The sequence below is a fragment of the Sorangium sp. So ce834 genome, assembly GCF_051521425.1.
GTDB classification, from domain to species: domain Bacteria; phylum Myxococcota_A; class Polyangia; order Polyangiales; family Polyangiaceae; genus Sorangium; species Sorangium cellulosum_D.
In genome coordinates, this window is record NZ_CP150351.1 from 5,876,998 (window position 1) to 5,893,700 (window position 16,703).

At 73.3% G+C, this 16,703-nt stretch carries 16 protein-coding genes; 10 read left to right on the forward strand and 6 right to left on the reverse strand.

Annotated elements, in window-relative coordinates; all coding sequences use genetic code 11:
* Window positions 1–147: 147 nt before the first annotated feature.
* Window positions 148–1,638, forward strand: a complete 1,491-nt coding sequence (locus WMF20_RS21140; RefSeq protein WP_437616273.1) for an SBBP repeat-containing protein — start codon at window positions 148–150, stop codon at window positions 1,636–1,638.
* A gap of 164 nt (window positions 1,639–1,802) precedes the next feature.
* On the opposite strand, the gene WMF20_RS21145 is transcribed toward WMF20_RS21140, so the two are convergent.
* Window positions 1,803–2,126 (reverse strand): hypothetical protein, encoded by a 324-nt coding sequence (locus WMF20_RS21145; protein WP_437616275.1) that lies wholly within the window; start codon window positions 2,124–2,126, stop codon window positions 1,803–1,805.
* A gap of 349 nt (window positions 2,127–2,475) precedes the next feature.
* A complete protein-coding gene (locus tag WMF20_RS21150; RefSeq protein ID WP_207217927.1) occupies window positions 2,476–3,276 on the reverse strand; it encodes a nucleotidyltransferase domain-containing protein in 801 nt (266 codons plus the stop codon).
* A 170-nt stretch (window positions 3,277–3,446) separates the two neighbouring features.
* Here WMF20_RS21150 and WMF20_RS21155 point away from each other — a divergent pair, with 170 nt between their 5' ends.
* Window positions 3,447–3,941 (forward strand): hypothetical protein, encoded by a 495-nt coding sequence (locus WMF20_RS21155; RefSeq protein WP_437616277.1) that lies wholly within the window; start codon window positions 3,447–3,449, stop codon window positions 3,939–3,941.
* A gap of 126 nt (window positions 3,942–4,067) precedes the next feature.
* A complete protein-coding gene (locus tag WMF20_RS21160) occupies window positions 4,068–7,214 on the forward strand; it encodes a DNRLRE domain-containing protein (protein ID WP_437616279.1) in 3,147 nt (1,048 codons plus the stop codon).
* Window positions 7,215–7,369: 155 nt separating this feature from the next.
* On the opposite strand, the gene WMF20_RS21165 is transcribed toward WMF20_RS21160, so the two are convergent.
* The gene (locus WMF20_RS21165; RefSeq protein ID WP_437616281.1) at window positions 7,370–8,422 is read right to left on the reverse strand and encodes a helix-turn-helix transcriptional regulator; all 1,053 of its coding nucleotides are present in this window, start codon (window positions 8,420–8,422) and stop codon (window positions 7,370–7,372) included.
* A gap of 195 nt (window positions 8,423–8,617) precedes the next feature.
* Here WMF20_RS21165 and WMF20_RS21170 point away from each other — a divergent pair, with 195 nt between their 5' ends.
* A complete protein-coding gene (locus tag WMF20_RS21170) occupies window positions 8,618–9,571 on the forward strand; it encodes an SDR family oxidoreductase (RefSeq protein ID WP_437616283.1) in 954 nt (317 codons plus the stop codon).
* Between the two features lie 24 nt (window positions 9,572–9,595).
* Here the strand turns inward: WMF20_RS21170 and WMF20_RS21175 are convergent, their stop codons facing one another.
* Genes WMF20_RS21175 through WMF20_RS21185 form a run of 3 tightly spaced genes read right to left on the reverse strand, consistent with a single transcriptional unit; the run spans window position 9,596 to window position 12,270 of the window.
* Window positions 9,596–10,033: a 23S rRNA (pseudouridine(1915)-N(3))-methyltransferase RlmH gene (locus WMF20_RS21175; RefSeq protein ID WP_437616285.1), complete on the reverse strand. Its 438-nt coding sequence runs from the start codon at window positions 10,031–10,033 to the stop codon at window positions 9,596–9,598.
* 6 nt (window positions 10,034–10,039) lie between these two features.
* Window positions 10,040–10,930, reverse strand: coding sequence for a ribosome silencing factor (rsfS, locus tag WMF20_RS21180; protein WP_437616287.1), 891 nt, complete (start codon window positions 10,928–10,930; stop codon window positions 10,040–10,042).
* Between the two features lie 59 nt (window positions 10,931–10,989).
* Window positions 10,990–12,270, reverse strand: a complete 1,281-nt coding sequence (locus WMF20_RS21185; protein WP_129576080.1) for a glutamate-5-semialdehyde dehydrogenase — start codon at window positions 12,268–12,270, stop codon at window positions 10,990–10,992.
* A 70-nt stretch (window positions 12,271–12,340) separates the two neighbouring features.
* Between WMF20_RS21185 and WMF20_RS21190 the strand changes: the two genes are divergently transcribed.
* The 6 genes from WMF20_RS21190 (at window position 12,341) to WMF20_RS21215 (ending at window position 16,671) form a co-directional block, all read left to right on the forward strand.
* The gene (locus tag WMF20_RS21190; RefSeq protein WP_272829014.1) at window positions 12,341–12,706 is read left to right on the forward strand and encodes a hypothetical protein; all 366 of its coding nucleotides are present in this window, start codon (window positions 12,341–12,343) and stop codon (window positions 12,704–12,706) included.
* Window positions 12,703–12,996 carry a hypothetical protein gene (locus WMF20_RS21195; protein ID WP_437616289.1) on the forward strand — a complete coding sequence of 98 codons (294 nt, stop codon included), beginning with the start codon at window positions 12,703–12,705 and terminating at the stop codon, window positions 12,994–12,996. The genes WMF20_RS21190 and WMF20_RS21195 overlap by 4 nt, the downstream gene beginning before the upstream one ends.
* Before the next feature lie 116 nt (window positions 12,997–13,112).
* Window positions 13,113–14,687 carry a glutamine-hydrolyzing GMP synthase gene (gene guaA / locus WMF20_RS21200; RefSeq protein ID WP_129576082.1) on the forward strand — a complete coding sequence of 525 codons (1,575 nt, stop codon included), beginning with the start codon at window positions 13,113–13,115 and terminating at the stop codon, window positions 14,685–14,687.
* Between the two features lie 2 nt (window positions 14,688–14,689).
* Window positions 14,690–15,007 carry a PEGA domain-containing protein gene (locus tag WMF20_RS21205; protein ID WP_129576083.1) on the forward strand — a complete coding sequence of 106 codons (318 nt, stop codon included), beginning with the start codon at window positions 14,690–14,692 and terminating at the stop codon, window positions 15,005–15,007.
* A gap of 174 nt (window positions 15,008–15,181) precedes the next feature.
* Entirely contained in the window at window positions 15,182–15,604 is a 423-nt protein-coding gene (locus WMF20_RS21210) for a hypothetical protein (protein ID WP_437616292.1), read from the forward strand.
* The gene (locus tag WMF20_RS21215) at window positions 15,601–16,671 is read left to right on the forward strand and encodes a sigma factor-like helix-turn-helix DNA-binding protein (RefSeq protein WP_437616294.1); all 1,071 of its coding nucleotides are present in this window, start codon (window positions 15,601–15,603) and stop codon (window positions 16,669–16,671) included. The genes WMF20_RS21210 and WMF20_RS21215 overlap by 4 nt, the downstream gene beginning before the upstream one ends.
* Window positions 16,672–16,703: the final 32 nt, after the last annotated feature.

Below are 16,703 nucleotides of genomic sequence, written 5' to 3' on the forward strand. Positions count from 1 at the left end.
CGTGATGCACTGCGGAGGTCATCCTCCGGCCTGACCCGTCTCACGAGAGGCGCTGCCTCAGCGGTCCTGGTCCTCGCCATCGCGTGTGACCCATCGGCAGGCGCGGGCGGCTCCGGGGGTGAGCCTGGGACCGGCGGCGGCGATGCGGTGAGCAGCGTGTCCTCGGGCGGTGACGGCGGCGAGGGCGGCGGCGCTGAAGGCGGCCACGGCGGCGGCGAGGGCGGCGGCGCTGAAGGCGGCCACGGCGGCGGCGGCGAAGGCGGCCGCGGCGGCGGCGAGGGCGGCCGCGGCGAGGGCGGCGGCGGCGAGGGCGGCCACGGCGGCGAAGGCGGCCACGGCGGCGGCGAAGGCGGCCACGGCGGCGAAGGCGGCCACGGCGAAACGACCGGCGCGTCGCGCTGGTCCGCGCGGTTCGGCGCCGCGGGGAACGACGCGGGCTACGGCGTCGCCGTGGACGCGTCAGGCAACCTGTACGTCGCGGGGTGGTTCACCGGGACCGTCGACTTCGGGGCGGGTCCGCTCGTGAGCGCGGGCGGCGAGGACATCTTCCTCGTCAAGCTCGATCGGCTCGGCAACGTGATCTGGAGCAAGCGATTCGGAACCGACACCGATGAGCGCGGAGGCGCCGTGGCCGTCGACGCCGCCGGCGATGTCCTCCTGACCGGCTCCTACGTCGCGAGGGATCCCAGCTTCTCGGACACGCCCCCGGCGACCCTCGACCTCGGCGGCGGCCAGCTGCCTCACGCCCCTGCTCTGAGCTTCATCGAGAACACCGAGCCCCTGTTCGTCGCGAAGCTCGACGGAGACGGCGAGCACCTCTGGAGCAGGGGGTATCCGCCTGTCGACGTGGCATGGGAGCCCCAGACGTACGATGTCGCCGTCGACGCGGCAGGCAACGTCGCGATCCTGTACGGCTCGCTGCACAGCAGCGGGCACCCGAGCCCCGAGGGGAACAGCGCCGTCAAGGTGCTCGACCCGTCAGGCAACCAGCTCTGGGAGGCGCAGAACGACCTGGGCGACGGGATCGAGGGGAGCGTCGAGTTCGACAGCGCCGGCCACCTCGTCGTGGTCGCCTGGCGGCATGACGGCTACAGCTCCGGATGCCCCTGCGACAAGGCCATCGTGGTGAAGAAGCACGACGGAGACGGCGCCCTGCTCTGGAGCAAGATCTTCGAGGGCGAGGACATCACGGTGCTGGGCGGCGGCTCCGCCAGCAGCGTCGCGATCGACGCGTCGGACAACATCCTCTTCTCCGGCTATGTCGCGGAGGCGATCGACCTCGGAGGAGGACCGTTGCCCCCCGGGTCGACGTTCGTGGCCAAGCTGACGCCCGCGGGCGAGCATCTGTGGAGCAGGGTCGCCCCCCACGCCAAACGCCTCGCCCTGGATCCGGGCGGCAACATCGTCGAGATCTCCGAGGGCGCGGCAGGCCAGGGCTTTCGCCTCACGAAGCTCGATCCAGATGCGGCGGAGCTCTGGAGTCAGGATTTCGCCGGCGCCTTCGCGCGCCACCTGACGATCCACCGCGACGGGTGGATCGCGGTGACAGGCCAGCTGACCGGCACGGCCGATCTCGGCGGCGGCCCGCTCGTCTCCGCCGGCGCGACGGACATCTTCATCGCCGCGTTCGATCCCTGAGCCACACTTCGGGCCCGAGCGTGCTCCGCCTCGTCCCGCGGGGGAGCAGAGCTCAGGCGGCCGGCGAGGGGCTGGCGGGGTCTCTGGCACCCGAGCCTACGGGTAATTCACCTCGACGACGTTGCCGTAGGCGTCCACCGAGATTTCGAACTCCACACCCCCGATCACGATGTTCGCTTCATAGGAGAGCTTGCCGTCGTGCAGCTCCTCGTCGAGCTCCACGATCCAGCCGCCTCGGGCCGCGAGGGCAAGGCCCAGTAAGCCCCCGGCGGGAGCATATCCATCGTGATGTCGCGCGCGATCAGCGTGCCGCGCCCGTCGTTCCTCAACGCGTAGGTCCGCCGGCCTCGCCGGATGTCGGCCTCGTAGACGGCCTCCCCGAGGTCCTCCTCGATCTCCATGCGCACCTCCAGGATCGCGGCGTCGGCGGCCTCCACCTCGATCGCCTCGCGCGCCCGCTCGGGGATCGAGCATCTCGTGCCGGACATAGCAGGCGTATCTCGCCGAGCGCGACGCTCTCTCTTCTTCACGCCCAAACCGATGATGAATCCAAAGGACGCTCGCGCCGGCGACTCCGCGGCAGAGAAAGCGGACCTCCGGGACAATGGCGCGAGGGACCGTGAATCTGAAGAGATTCACGCCGCGCCGCGGGATTCTCTGAACCGGGAAGAGCGCTTCACCTCCGACGCAGCCAAGTGGCAGGACGGCGACATCCCCCCTGGATTGAGCGCTGTCCGGCGGAGGTCGCGAGCGGCCCGAGCCCTGCCGATGGCCGGATCTCGCGGGGGTGAGCTCCGCCGGCGCGCCGGAGCTCGGCGCCTGCGCAGCGCACCCGCTTCAGCCGGGGCCCGGGCCGGCGTCGCCGCCGGGCGCCGCCACGGGGATCCGCTCGGACTCCCAGGGAAAGAACCCCCGCGCGCCGATGCACGCGTCGGCGATCGCGTGGGCGGCGCTCGTCCGGTCTTCCAGGGCGGCGGCCTCGAAGAACCGGCGCGCGGACCGGGCGACGTCCGGGTCGCTGCGATCGAGCTCGGCGAAGAGCTCCTTGGTGCGGGGCAGGACGCCGTTGCGCGCCCGGAGGTGGTACCGGAGCATCGCCAGCACGGCCTCGGCGAGCAGGGCGGTGGCCATGACCGGGTCGCGCTCGGCGACGTCGACGGCGTCTTCGAGGAGCGTCGCCGCGCTGTACCGCTCCCACGCGTCCTGCTCCGGCGTGAGCTCAGAGCGCTTCGCCAGCCACGCGGCGGCCTCCGCCCGGAGCTCGTCGAGGAGCGGAGACCCGAGGACCGGAAAGCCCGTGGCGATCATGTGGGCGGCGGACGGCCGTGCGCCCTGGTGCTCGGCGGCCCAGTACTCGCGGACGGCCGCGGGCGGGTTCACGAAGATCTCCACGGGGACGTCCTCCCCGAACCAGCGCTGCAACCGCTGCTTGTACGGGGCGCGGTGGATCACGAAGAGATCGAGATCGCTCGACCGATCCCCGTGGCCGCGGACGATCGATCCGGCCGCCACGATGGCCAGGGGCTCGAACCGCTCGAGCACGAAGCCGACCGCCGCGCGGAGGGCGCTCGCGTACCTCGGCGACAGCTCCGGCCAGAGGCATCGCGCGAGAGCGTCGGCTTGCGCGTCGGGGGTCACCGGGATCGTGCCCCCGCGGCAGCTGCGCGGCCGCCGCGCGCGGCGGCGACGTCCGGCCGCGCGACCGGACGCCGCGCGACCGGACGCCGCGTAGACGGTGCTGCCGACGTGATCGACGCGTGCCTCCTCGCCATGATGAGGATCGCACGGTAGCGCCGGAGGAGAGCCGGTTGTCAAGCGGGACCGAGGTCGGAGCCTGCCGGCAGCCTCGATCTGAATTCTTTTTCAACCGGGAGCCTGCCGACAGCCCCGCACCTGAATTCTTTTTCAACCGGGAGCCTGCCGACAGCCCCGCACCTGAATTCTTTTTCAACCGGGAGCCTGCCGACAGCCCCGCACCTGAATTCTTTTTCAACCGGGAGCCTGCCGACAGCCCCGCACCTGAATTCTTTTTCAACCGGGAGCCTGCCGACAGCCCCGCACCCGAATTCTTCTTCAACCGGGAGCCTGTCGGCGGCCCCCACCTGAATTCCTTTTCAGTCCGGCGCCCGTCGGTGCTGCAGCGCGAGGTGCGACGCGAGCCCCCGCCCCCACGTACAGGACACGGGATCTCCTCCTTCGAGGCCTTGACATGCCTGAAGGCGCCGCGCGACGATGAGCGGATATTTGTCTTGAACCTCTTCAGCGATTCACGCCGCGCGCTCGCGTCGTACCAGCGCTCGTGACGGCGAGGCTCCAGGACGCCGGCCTCGCATCCGGCGGGGCTCGGCGCGGCTCACCACGAAGCGTTTCAGGGGGAATCTCTGTCTATGAGAAATAAAAGAAAGATTTTCACGACGTTATGCGCCGGTGTGACGAGCGCGCTCGCGGCCGGCTGTAGCGCCGATCCCGGCGGCGCCAGCGACGAGGGCGTCGACCACGCCGCGCTCGCGCTGTCGACCGAAGGACAGGTGTGCACCACGATCCAGCGCGGCGCCGGGCCGGCGGGCGTGGCCGACGCCGTGCTCTGGCAAAGCTCGCCCAGCTGGAACGATGGCGCGAGCGTGACGCTCAGCACGGGGACGAGCGCGGGCGGCGGGCTCCGGCGCAGCCTGCTCCGGTTCGATCTCTCCGGCCTGCCCCCGGGCGCCGAGGTCGTGTCGGCGAGCCTGTCGCTGTCGCAGACGTACAAGACGATGGACAGCACGGTCCGCGTCCACCGCGCCACGAGCGCCTGGGAGGAGGCCGCCGTGACCTGGGCGAGCTTCGGCGAGGCGTTCGATCCGGCGATCGCCGCTTCGTTCACCTCCGGCGGCGGCTCCGGCTTCCGCTCGTCCGACGTCACCGAGCTCGCGCGGGCGTGGGCGAGCGGCGAGGCCGCGAATCACGGCGTCCTCCTCGAGGAAGACCCGGTCCAGCGGACCGATTTCCGCAGCAGCGAGAAGTCGGTCGTCGAGGAGCGGCCGAAGCTCGAGCTCTGCTATGTCACGTGCGACGACGGGATCCAGAACGGAAGCGAGAAGGGCGTCGACTGCGGCGGCTCGTGCCCCGCCTGCGGCGGCCAGTCGTTCGAGGGGCCGCCGGGCGGGAGCCCCGTCGACCTCGAAGGGAGCGGCCCGACGTACGCATGGTCGGTCGGGGACATCAACGAGCTGCCCGAGACCGTCGCGCGGCAGGGCACGCACGAGCCCTGCACGACCAGCGAGGATTGCCAGTTCGATCAATATTGCGAGCACCCCGCGCAGGGCGCGTGCGCCCACAGCCCGTGCGCGACCGGCGGCCCCCTCCTGACGACCTGCAGCGGCTGCGTCGCGAAGGTCTGCGACGCTCGGCCGAGCTGCTGTACCCAGCCGACGATACCGGCCGACTGTGGACATGACGCCTGCCAGACCGGCACCGCGACAAACATGACCACGACCTGCGGCGATCCGTGCATCCAAAACATCTGCGCGACAAACCCGCTCTGCTGCGAGATCCACCCCACGAGCTCGGCGGACTGCGCGGCGCTCATCGGAGCGGGCAGCACCTTGATAGCCGGCGGCAGGTGCAGTCGGCCCACCAGCATGATTTGCCCCACGCCGACCACGCTCACCGACGGCGCGTGCGTGCCGGCCTGGGGCACCTCGTGCAGGGGCCTCGTCGCGACCCGGTGCGCCCCCAAGACGTGCACCACGCCGACCAACTCGTGGGACGCGACGTGCGTCGCCCTGGCCGAGCAGGAGTGCGGCGCCGCGTGCGGCACCGAGCCAGGCGTGCAACAGGGCCTCTGCAAGCCCTACCTGCCGAACCAGACGAACCCCGCGTGCATCGGCGTGGATCTCACGGTCGGCGTGCCCTGCGGCGGGACGATCCCGGTCTGCAACCGCGGCAACACGCCGGCGCCCGCGGGCATCGCGATTCACCGCTATCCCGCGGGCGCGGGCCAGCTCCCCTCCTCGGCCCCGAGCCGCGTGCTGAGCTCCTGCAGCCCGACCGGCGGGACCCTCGCCTGCACGACCGCGCAGCCGATCGCCCCGGGCGAGTGCATCAGCGTGGCCGGCTGCACGGGCATCGCCGATGGCATGGAGCTCATCGTCAACCCGCCAGGCCCGGGGCAGATCGCCGAGTGCCAGTGCGCCAACAACGGGAGCATCTATCAGTCGGCCATGTGCGAGTCGCCGGGCTGCATCGCCACGGCCAGCGTCTCGATGATCAGGCCGGCCACCCTGTTCGTGGCGCTCGATCGGTCCGAATCGATGGTGACCTCCGGGGGAAGCAACGTGAGCGCCTCCCGATGGAACCCGGCGCGTGCCGCCCTCAGGGCGTTCTTCGAGGATCCGGCGTCGGCGGGGCTCGGCGTCGCGCTCCGGTTCTGGCCGCACAACAACCCCGGCCCGTGCAGCGACATCGCCGGCAGCTGCCCGGCCGACGCCGTCAGGGACTGCGACCGGCCGATCGTCCCCTTCGATGGCACGGCGGCCCGGAGGCTGAGCGCGGACCCCGCGCCCATGGATCAGCAGGAGCTCGCGCTCTACAACGCGCTTTACATGCCCAGCCCCGGCACTGGCGGCGATACGCCCATGTACCCGGCGCTGAACGGCGCCACGACCTGGGCGATCAACTACAAGAACGCCCACCCCGAGGAGGAGGTCGCGGTCGTGCTCGTGACCGACGGCGTCCCGTCGAACTGCGACACCGTCCCGAGCCACATCGCCGACCTCGCGCGCAATGCCTTCGAGAACCACGGCGTCCGCGTGCACGCGGTAGGCTTCGGCAACTCGAACGCGGAGATCATCAACCTCATCGCGACGCGCGGCGGCGGGCGGGCGTTCAACCTCACCGCCGGCACGGGGCTGGCGACGACCCTCCGCGACGCGCTCGTCTCGATCCGCGGCGAAACGCTCCCCTGCGACGTGGCGGTCCCGCTCGCCGGCGTCGCGGATCCCGCCTCGGTGTCGGTCGTCCACGTGAACAGCGCCGGCACCGAGACCGTGCTCACGCCCCGGGCCGACCTCGCCAGCTGCGGCCAGGGCTGGTACTTCGCCGACGCGACGAACACGAGCGTCAAGCTCTGCCCGCAGACGTGCACCGCCCTCCGCGACGGCCCGGGCAAGGTCCGCGCGGTCGTCCCGTGCGCGGCCGAGGCCCTCACGCCCATCACCACGAGCTGGGAGCGCTACCACGGCGTCTGCCCGCCGGGGACCAAGGCCCGGTGGGAGTACCTCACGTACCGGACCGTCACCCCGGAGGACTCGAGCGTCGAGCTCTTCGTGCGCGCGGCCGACGACCCCGCCGACCTCGACGCCGCGACAGTGACGCTCGCCGCGACCGCCCACGCCACGCCCGCCGACACCCAGGTGTGCGACGAGACCTCGACGCCGCCGTGCGCGGTCGAGCTCGCCGGCGCGCTCGGTGGGCCACCGGCGGCGCAGGCGGACTACCTGGAGCTGCAGGTGAAGCTCAATCCGACGAGCGACGGCGCGGGCGGCGTTCAAGTCCAGGGCTGGGAGATCGGCTATTCGTGTCCCGACGCGGAGTGAGCCGCGTCGGACCGCGAGCTCTCCGTGAGACGCTCTCCCCGTCATGCCCTCGCGCCGGCGCCGCGTCCCTCGACCCTCTCCGCCGGCATCCCGTGAGCTGACCCCTCCTCGCCCCCCGCATCCCCCTCCCGCGCGCGAGCCGACTCCGCGCGCATCTACCTCGCGGCCTTCCTGCCTCCCCGCCTCCGCGGCGGCGCCGCCGCCCCGGCGCTCGCGCGCGCCCGCGCCGCCCGGCGCGGCCCGTACACCGCGCGGAGGTCCGCCGCGATCGCCTCGAGCCGCGCCCGCAGCGCCGCCGGATCGAGCGCCTCGACGCCCCGGCCCAGCCCCACGATCTGCGAGACCGCGATCGACTCCCGCTCGAAGTCGACCGTCACGGTCCTGGTCCCGTCGCGCCCGCGCTTCCCCTGCCCCCACCGCTCGTGCTCGCCGCTCGGCCGGATCCGCCGGAGCGCCGCCTCCCCCTCCTCGGTCACGCGCAAGGTCGCCACGTAGCTCGCCCGGCGCTCCGCGAACCGCTCGCACCACGCCTTCCAGCACGAAGGCAGGTCGAACCCCTCCGGCCGCGCGAACCCCTCGTCGAGGAGCCGCGCCCCCTCGACCCGTGCCCCCCGGAACACGCTCGGCCCCCGCTCCGTCGTCCCGGCCACGAGGTACCAGCGATCGGCCTTGATCACGAGCCCGTACGGATCCACCACCCGCTCGCTCGCCACCCCGTCGAAGTCCCGGTACGCGAGCCACACCTTGCGATCCTGCCAGACCCCCTCCCGCAGGACGTCGAGGTGCGGCACCACGTCCCTCCCCTGGAACCACCCCGACGAATCGACGTGGAGCCGCTGCCGCGCGTGCTCCGCCATCGACCGCTGCACCACCGGCAGCGCCGCCGACAGCTTGATGAGCCCGCTCTGCAGCGCCGCCGACAACCCGATGTCCGCGAGGGCGCCCGGCGCCGCGACCGCGGAGAGCGCCTGCACCTCGGCCTGCGTCAGCCCCGTCAGGCTCGTCTGCCACCCCTCCAGCAGCGCGATCCCGCCGTTCGGGCCGCGGTTCGCGTAGACGGGCACGCCCGCGGACGACAGCGCGTCGAGGTCCCGGTAGATCGTCCGCGCCGAGACCTGCAGGCGGCGCGCGAGGTCCTCGGCCGTCAGCTGCCGGCTCTTCGCCTGCTGGAGGAGCAAGAGCAAGCTGAGCAGCCGATCCGCGCGCATGACTGACCCTCCGCGGCTCCCGGGCGGCGCCGCTCCCGTCCGACTCCCGTCCGACCCGGCGATCAGCCTACGCGCAATTCATGACAGAAGGTGTCAGGAATCGTCCGGTAGCGTCTCCGGACGACCGGAGCCGCAGCGCCGCGCGCACCCGCCCGGCGCCGCCGCGCGCTCCGGCGCTCAAGGAGGAGACAGCGTATGAGACCGCTTGAAGGACAGGTCGCCCTCGTGGCCGGCGCCACGCGCGGCGCGGGGCGCGCCATCGCGTGCTCGCTCGGCGAGGCCGGCGCGACGGTCTACTGCACCGGCCGCAGCGTCCGCGGCCGGCCCGCCACGGGGCAGCGCCCCGAGACCATCGAGGAGACCGCCGAGCGCGTGAGCGCGGCCGGAGGGCGCGGCGTCGCCGCGCAGGTCGACCACACCGTCGAGGAGCAGGTCGAGGCGCTCTGCGCCCGGATCCGGCGCGAGCAAGGGCGGCTCGACGTCCTGGTCAACGACGTCTGGGGCGGCGACGAGCTCACCGAGTTCGGCCAGCCGTTCTGGAAGCTCTCCCTGGCCAAGGGGAAGCTCCTGCTCGATCGGGCCGTCACCTCGCACATCATCACGAGCCGCCACGCGGCGCCGCTCATGCTCGAGTGCGACCGCGGCCTCATCGTCGAGGTCACCGACGGCGACAGCTTCGGCTACCGGGGCAACCTCTTCTACGACCTCGCGAAGATGTCGGTCATCCGCCTCGCCTTCGCCATGGCCTGGGAGCTGCGCCGCCACCCCGCCATGACGGCGCTCGCGATCACCCCCGGCTTCCTGCGCTCGGAGGCGATGCTCGACGGCTTCGGCGTGACCGAGGAGAACTGGCGGGACGCGACCGCCAAGGACCCGCACTTCATCGAGTCGGAGACCCCGTTCTACGTGGGCCGCGCCATCGCGGCGCTCGCCGCCGATCCGAACGTCGCGGCGAAGTCCGGCCGCGTCTTCAGCTCGTGGGATCTCGCCAGGGAGTACGGCTTCACCGACGTCGACGGCCGGACGCCCCACTGGGGCGAGTACTTCGCGAAGACGTTCGGCGAGTGCAAGAAGGCCGACGAGGCCGCCTATGCATGGTGGTTCAACGGCCCGATGGACCTCGCGTGCCCCGACTGGCCCAAGGAGTGACCGGCCCGGTGGACCGGGCGCGCGTCAGTGCGCGTACGGCTCGCCGCGCAGCAGCGTCATCGAGCGGTAGAGCTGCTCGACCAGCACGAGCCGGGCGAGGCGGTGCGGGAACGTGAGCGACGACAGGCTCCACCGATCGTCGGCCGCGGCGGACACGTCGGCCGGCAGCCCGTCCGCCCCGCCGATCAGGAACGCGACCACCCCCTTGCCGCGCGAGCCCCACCGCTCGACGCCGGCCGCGAACGCCTCGCTGCCGAGCGGCTTGCCGTTCACCTCCATGGCGATGACGCTGGCCCCCGCCGACGCGCGCGCGAGCAGCGGCCCGACCTTCGCCGGCGGGCCGTCCGGGATCTCGATCTCGTCGCACGCGACGTAGCGGCGGACGCGGCCGAGGTACTCGTCGATCGCCGCGCGCAGCGGCTTGTCCTTCACGCGCCCGACGGCGACGACGATGAGGCGCACGGGCGCTCAGCTCGGATCGAACCGCGGGGCGGGCTGCGCCCCGGGCGGCGGGGCCTCCGCGGGGACCGGGACGCGGCCCGCGTCGATCCAGAGCCCCTCGATGTCGTACAGGCGGCGCGTCTCCTCCTGGAACACGTGCACCACCACGTCGCCGAAATCGATCAGCACCCACGTCGCCGCGGCGAGGCCCTCCATCGACAGCGGCGCGAGCTTCTGCTTGCGCACCGCCTCCTCCAGGCCCGTCGCGATCGCGTGGACGTGCCGGTCGGAGCGGCCGGTCATGATCACGAGGTAGTCCGCGTAGTCGACGCGCCCCACGACCTCGAGGATCTCGACGCCGATCGCCTTCTTGTCGAGCCCGGCCGCCGCCAGCGCCAGCGCGAGCTCGCGCGCCGACGCCGACGGCTCGGGCGCCGGCGGCGGCGCGCTCCGCCGCGCGGCGGCGCGCTTCGGGCCGGCGAGCGGCGACTTGCTCCGCGCCGGCGACCGCCCCGCGAGCGGCAGCATCGCCTTGGCCGAGCCCTCGCCGCCGCCCCGCGCAGGCCGCGGCGCGTCGCCCTCGTCCCGCGCCGGACGCCGCGCCCGCGCCGCCGGACGATCCGCCGGGATCGGCCGCTCCGGGCGGTCCAGCGGCTCGACCGCGTCGCCCCCGCCGAGCGCGCGGCGCGCCGTCTTCTTCGCGCCGGCCTCGCCGACGCCCGCGTGCGAGGCCCGGATCCGCGGCGACGCCGGCCGCTTCGGCTTCGCCGCGGACGACGCCCGCCCGGCCGCGCCCGCCTTGGCCGTGCTCGCCTTCTTCCGCGCCGGAATGCGGGGCTCCGCGCTGTCGCCCGCCTTCGATCCCGACTTCGCCCGCGGCTTGCTGCTCCCTCCGCCTGCGTCCTTCTTCGTCGCCAACGTTCTCTCGCTTTCTCTTGCGCCCCAGAGGTCGCCGGGCGCCCCTCGTCTCGCCCGCGTCAGCGGGTCTGGCCCTCGCCGTATGCGATCCACTTGAGCGCCGTCAGGCTCGCGAGCCCCATCGGGCCGTAGGCGTGGAGCTTCGTCGTGGAGATGCCGATCTCGGCGCCGAGGCCGAGCTCGCCGCCGTCGTTGAACCGGGGCGACGCGTTCACGAGCACGCAGCTCGCGTCGACCTCGCGCACGAACCGCTGCGCGTGATCGTAGCGCGGCGTGCAGATGACCTCGGTGTGCAGCGACCCGTAGCGGCCGATGTGCTCGAGCGCCTCGTCGAGCGACTTCACGACCCGCACCGCGAGGATGGGCGCGAGGAACTCCCGGCCGTAGTCGTCCTCCGAGGCCCTGCGCGCCGACGGCACGAGCGCGCAGGTGGCCTCGTCGCCGCGCAGCTCGAGCCCGCGCTCGGCGAGGGCGGCGACGCGCGCGAGCAGCGGGGCGGCGACGCTCTCGTGCACGAGCAGGCACTCGAGCGCGTTGCAGACGCCGGGGCGCTGGAGCTTGCCGTTGTCGACGAGGCGGAGGGCCATGTCGACGTCGCACCCCGCGTCGGCGTAGAGGTGGTTCACGCCCTTGTAGTGCTGGATCACGGGGACGCGCGCGTTCTCGGCCACGAACCGGATGAGCCCCTCGCCGCCGCGCGGGATGGCCAGATCGATGAGGCCGGTCATGCCGAGCAGGAGGCGCGTGGCCTCGCGGTCGAGCGAGGGGACGATCTGCACCGCGTCCGCCGGGAGCCCGACCGAGCGCACCGCGTCCGAGAGCAGCGCGCCGAGCGCCGCGTTCGAGCGCGCCGCCTCCTTGCCGCCGCGGAGGATCGCGGCGTTGCCGCTCTTCAGGCAGAGCACCGCGGCGTCGACCGTCACGTTGGGGCGCGACTCGTAGATCATCGCGATCACGCCGAGCGGGACGCGCACCTGCCCGACGAGGAGCCCGTTCGGCCGCCGCTCCATCCCGACGACCTGCCCGACCGGGTCGCCCGCGGCGGCGACCTCGAGCACCGCGCCGGCGATCGACGCGAGCCGCGCCTCGTCGAGCACGAGCCGGTCGACGAGCGCCTCGGAGACGCCCGCGGCGCGCGCCGCGGCCACGTCCTCGGCGTTCGCGGCCAGCACGGCGGAGCGCTTGCCCTCGCCGGCCTCGGCGCGCAGCCGCTCGGCGATGGCGCGCAGCGCGCGGTCCTTCTGGGCCCGGTCCAGGGGGGCGAGGGCCCGGGCGGCCGCCCGGGCGCGCAGGCAGAGGGCGCGCAGCGTGCCCTCGAGATCGACGTTGCTCTGTTCCACAGCGGGAACCTAGCTCGCCTCCCTGCGCGGGCCAACCGTTCTCCTGCGCCTCCGTGCTAGCGTACCGGCCGTGTCCGGCGATCTCCGAAGCTCGAGCCAGGCGTCCTTCGCACCCCGCTCCCGCCCGGCCCGCCCTGCGCGGCGGGCGGCGCTCCTCGCGGGAGCGCTCCTCGCGGCGCTCGCGCCCGCGGCGTGCGGGGGCGCGGACGCCGCCGAGGACGCGCCCGCCCCGCCGAGCACGGGCATCCCCCGCGCGGCGCCGAACGCGCGCGGGGCGCCGCTCGAGGCGCCGCCGGCGCCCTCCGTCCCCTCCTCGCCGTTCGCCGATCCCGAGGAGCTCCAGATACCGCCCGATCCGTTCGGTCCTCCCGAGTTGCCGCCGCATCCCGTTCCTTCCGGGAACGCCGGGGGGAGCGGCAGCGGAGTCGAGCTATGACACGCCCTCGCCACGCCTCTCAGGTCGCCGCGGTCGCCGCGGCCCTCGCCGCGCTCCTCGCCGCGGCGTGCTCCTCTTCCTCCCCGAAGCCGCTCCCGGCCGGTCCGCCGCCCGAGTACGAGCGCCCGCGCGCGTACGACGGTGGCCCGGGCGACGCGCCCGCGGCGCCGGCCTCGCCGGACGAGCCGGCGCCGACGCCGGGCGCGCCGCTGCTCGCCCCGTCGCCGGGCGCGCCGCCGACGGGCGCGCCGCCGGCCCCCACGCCGCCGCCGCCGACGACGCAGCCGTGACACCAGCGCGGCCGTGACACCAGCGCGGCCGTGACGCCCGCGCAGCCGTGACGCCCGCGCGGCGAGCGCCTCGCCTGCGCCCCGGCCCGTCCGACGCTGGCGGATCCAGCCCCGCCATGCTAGCGGCAGCCATGCTCTCACCCCGTCGGGACTTCGTCGTCATCCTCGATTTCGGCTCTCAATACACGCAGCTCATCGCCCGGCGCGTGCGCGAGTCGGGCGTCTATTGCGAGATCCACCGCTTCGACGTGCCGATCGCCGAGCTGCGCCGGCTCGCCCCGCGCGCGCTCATCCTCTCCGGCGGCCCCGCCAGCGTGTACGGGGACAACGCGCCGCACTGCTCCCGCGAGGTGCTGGAGCTCGGCGTCCCGACGCTGGGCATCTGCTACGGCCTCCAGCTCATGGCGCACCACCTCGGCGGCAAGGTCGAGCGCGCGCAGACGGGGGGCGAGTACGGCCCCGCCACCGTGCGGATCGATCGCCCGACCGGCATCTTCTCCCGCTTCGCCGAGGGCGACTCCATCGACGTCTGGATGAGCCACGGCGATCGCCTCACGGCGATGCCGGAGGGGTTCGTCGCGCTCGGCACCACGGCCGGCAGCCCGCTCTGCGCCGTCGCCCGCGAGCGCGACAAGCTCTACGGCCTGCAGTTCCACCCCGAGGTCGTCCACACCCCGCGCGGCAAGGAGATCCTCCAGGCGTTCCTCTTCGACGTCGCCGGCCTCTCCCCGACGTGGACGCCCGCGTCGTTCGTGGAGGAGGCGATCGCCGCGGTCCGCGAGAAGGCCGGCCCGCACGACCGCGTCATCCTGGGCCTCTCGGGCGGCGTCGACTCCTCGGTCGCCGCGGTCCTCTGCCAGCGCGCCCTCGGCGACCGACTGACGTGCATCTTCGTCGACAACGGCCTCCTGCGCGAGGGCGAGGCCGAGGCCGTCGAGCGGACGTTCCGCGGCCACTTCCACATGAACCTCGACGCGGTCGACGCGTCGGCGCGCTTCCTCGAGGGGCTGCGCGGCGTCGTGGATCCCGAGCAGAAGCGCAAGGTGATCGGCCGCCTCTTCATCGAGGTGTTCGAGGAGGAGGCGAAGCGCGTCGAGGGCGCGAAGTGGCTCGTCCAGGGCACGCTCTACCCCGACGTGATCGAGAGCGTCTCGTTCAAGGGGCCGAGCGCCGTCATCAAGAGCCACCACAACGTCGGCGGCCTGCCCGAGCGGATGAACCTCGGCCTCATCGAGCCGCTGCGGGAGCTCTTCAAGGACGAGGTGCGCGCCGCCGGCGAGGCGCTCGGCATGCCGCGGGAGATCCTCTACCGCCAGCCGTTCCCCGGCCCGGGGCTCGCGGTGCGGTGCCTCGGCGAGGTGACGCCGGAGAAGCTCCGCGTGCTCAGGGAGGCCGACGCGATCTTCGACCAGGAGATCCGCGCCGCCGGGCTCTACGAGTCGCTCTGGCAGAGCTTCTGCGTGCTCCTCCCGGTCCGCTCGGTGGGCGTGATGGGCGACGAGCGCACCTACGACGAGGCGATCGCGCTCCGCGCGGTGCACTCGACCGACGGCATGACCGCCGACTGGGCGCGGCTGCCTTACGACCTCGTCGCGCGGGTGAGCTCGCGCATCATCAACGAGGTGCGCGGCGTGAACCGCGTGGTGCTCGACGTGTCGTCGAAGCCCCCCTCGACCATCGAGTGGGAGTGACGATGGCCGGCGGCAACGCGAGGCGGCCCCGCGCCGCGCTGGCGCTCCTCCTTCTCGGGCTCTCGTCGTGCGTCGCGCGGACCCCGGCCACGGTCTCGCTGCGGATGAAGGGGAACGTGCCCGACGCGTCGGTCACGATCGACGACCAGTACATCGGCGCGCTCGCCTACGTCGCCGCCCGCGGCGTCGCGCTGCCGCCCGGCGCGCACCGCATCACCGTGGAGAAGGCCGGCTACTTCGCCTGGGATCGCCTCGTCGAGGCGAAGAGCGGCGACCCGCCGCTCCATCTTCAAGTGCAGCTCACGCCCGTGCCGGACTGACGCCTCGCCGGGCGGACGCCGCTCGGTCCATCGCGCCGCCGTCGCCTCGTCACCGCGTCGCAGGCGCGCGACGGCGCAGGACGAAATCATCTCCAGGCGCTCTCCGTAATCCAGGGAGATGGATGCGCGCAGCGCGCGTTCGTCCTCAACCTCAAGCTTACGGTGGACAGGAACATGCCGAATCGGAGCCGTCCGAAGGCGCTGTCGCGCGCGCCTTCCACGCAGAACATGGCCCGGCGCGCCCGCCGGCGCGCCACCCTCGAGGTGTGCGGTCCCGGGAGTCGTCGCCCGGGAGGCCGCCTGTTTCATGCCCTGTGCGATCTCGCCGATCGCTTCCTGCAGCGCCGGGGGGATCCGCGGGTGACGCAGCTCGGCACGGTGCTCTTCTACGTCGCCTTCCACGGCGCTCGAGCGGCCGAGGACGAGGACTTCCGCCTCTCTCTCCGGACCTCCCTGGACATGCTCGTCGAGCTCGAGCCGCTCGAGCGCTGGCAGCGCCCGCTCCCGGCGCCCGATCCGCCCGCCGGCCGGCCGGCGCCCCGCCCCTACCCCACCTACACAGGCGCGGATTTCCCGCAGGTGCGGGGGGCCGGATGACGTCGTCCTCGCCGCCTCCCCCGCCGGCGCGCCCGTCGTTCGAGACGGTCTATGCCGTGGGCCTGCCGTTCCTGCACCGCGCGCTCCGCTGGCTCGGCGTCGAGACGAACGATCTCGACGACATGCTCCAGGAGATCTTCCTCGCGGCCCACCGAGCCCTGCCCGGCTACGAGCCGTGGCGTTACCACGGCGCGCCCTCCACCGGGCTCCCCACGGACGGGCCGCCGCCGTTGCGCATCACGCCCGAGGCGGCGCTGCAGCGATGGCTGTTCGGCATCGCGTGGCGGAAGATGAGCCACTATCACGCGCGCGCTCACCGTCGTCGCGAGATCCCGTCCGGGGCCGGCGCGTCCTGGCCGTTCGACGGGCGCGATCCGACGCCGTCGCCGGAGCAATCGCTCGCGAGCGACGACCGCGTCGAGATCGTGACGGCGCTGCTCCGGAAGGTCGCGCCCGAGCGGCGCGTGATCCTCGTGATGTACGAGCTGCTCGGCGTCGCGGTCGCGGACATCGCCCGCGAGCTCGAGCTCAAGGAGAACACGGTCCGCTCCCGCCTGCGCCTCGCCCGCGAGGACTTCCGCGCCGCGGTCGCGCGCCAGTCGTCCGAGCGCCGAAGCGCGCTGCGCGCCCTCACCGCATCGGAGCGCCCCCTCCACGCCGCGGCCGCGTCCTTGCTCCGCGCCGCGGCCGTGTTCCCGACCATCCCCGCGGCCGACGCTGGCGCGCTCTGGCTCCGTCTCCAGCACCGGATCGCGATGTGCGAGCGCGCTGCCGACGCGCCCGCGGTCGCCACCACCTCGCCGCTGCGCGGCGAGCGCGAAACCTCGCCGCTGCGCGGCGAGCGCGAAACCTCGCCGCTGCGCGGCGAGCGCGAAACCTCGCCGCTGCGCGGCGAGCGCAACAAATACGAAGCGGACGACCACACTGACAGCTTGACGCTCCCGCACGTTTGTGTAGTCTCCGCCCCCCTCGCAGAGAAAGTCCTACGATCATGGCCAATACTCCCAAGTGGAATGTCCGTCTGCGTCACGAATGGCTCGCCACCCCGCTCAAGAAGAAGCGCCTGAAGCGCTGCCAGAAGGCGCGGATCGGCCTTCTC

Bases quoted from the DNA above. Each gene is read 5' to 3' on its own strand.
- WMF20_RS21170 (WP_437616283.1), top strand. From the start codon at position 8,618: ATGAGACCGCTTGAAGGACAGGTCGCCCTCGTGGCCGGCGCCACGCGC.
- WMF20_RS21165 (WP_437616281.1), bottom strand. From the start codon at position 8,422: ATGCGCGCGGATCGGCTGCTCAGCTTGCTCTTGCTCCTCCAGCAGGCG.
- WMF20_RS21215 (WP_437616294.1), top strand. From the start codon at position 15,601: ATGACGTCGTCCTCGCCGCCTCCCCCGCCGGCGCGCCCGTCGTTCGAG.
- guaA (WP_129576082.1), top strand. From the start codon at position 13,113: ATGCTAGCGGCAGCCATGCTCTCACCCCGTCGGGACTTCGTCGTCATC.
- WMF20_RS21145 (WP_437616275.1), bottom strand. From the start codon at position 2,126: ATGTCCGGCACGAGATGCTCGATCCCCGAGCGGGCGCGCGAGGCGATC.
- WMF20_RS21205 (WP_129576083.1), top strand. From the start codon at position 14,690: ATGGCCGGCGGCAACGCGAGGCGGCCCCGCGCCGCGCTGGCGCTCCTC.
- WMF20_RS21195 (WP_437616289.1), top strand. From the start codon at position 12,703: ATGACACGCCCTCGCCACGCCTCTCAGGTCGCCGCGGTCGCCGCGGCC.
- WMF20_RS21210 (WP_437616292.1), top strand. From the start codon at position 15,182: ATGCCGAATCGGAGCCGTCCGAAGGCGCTGTCGCGCGCGCCTTCCACG.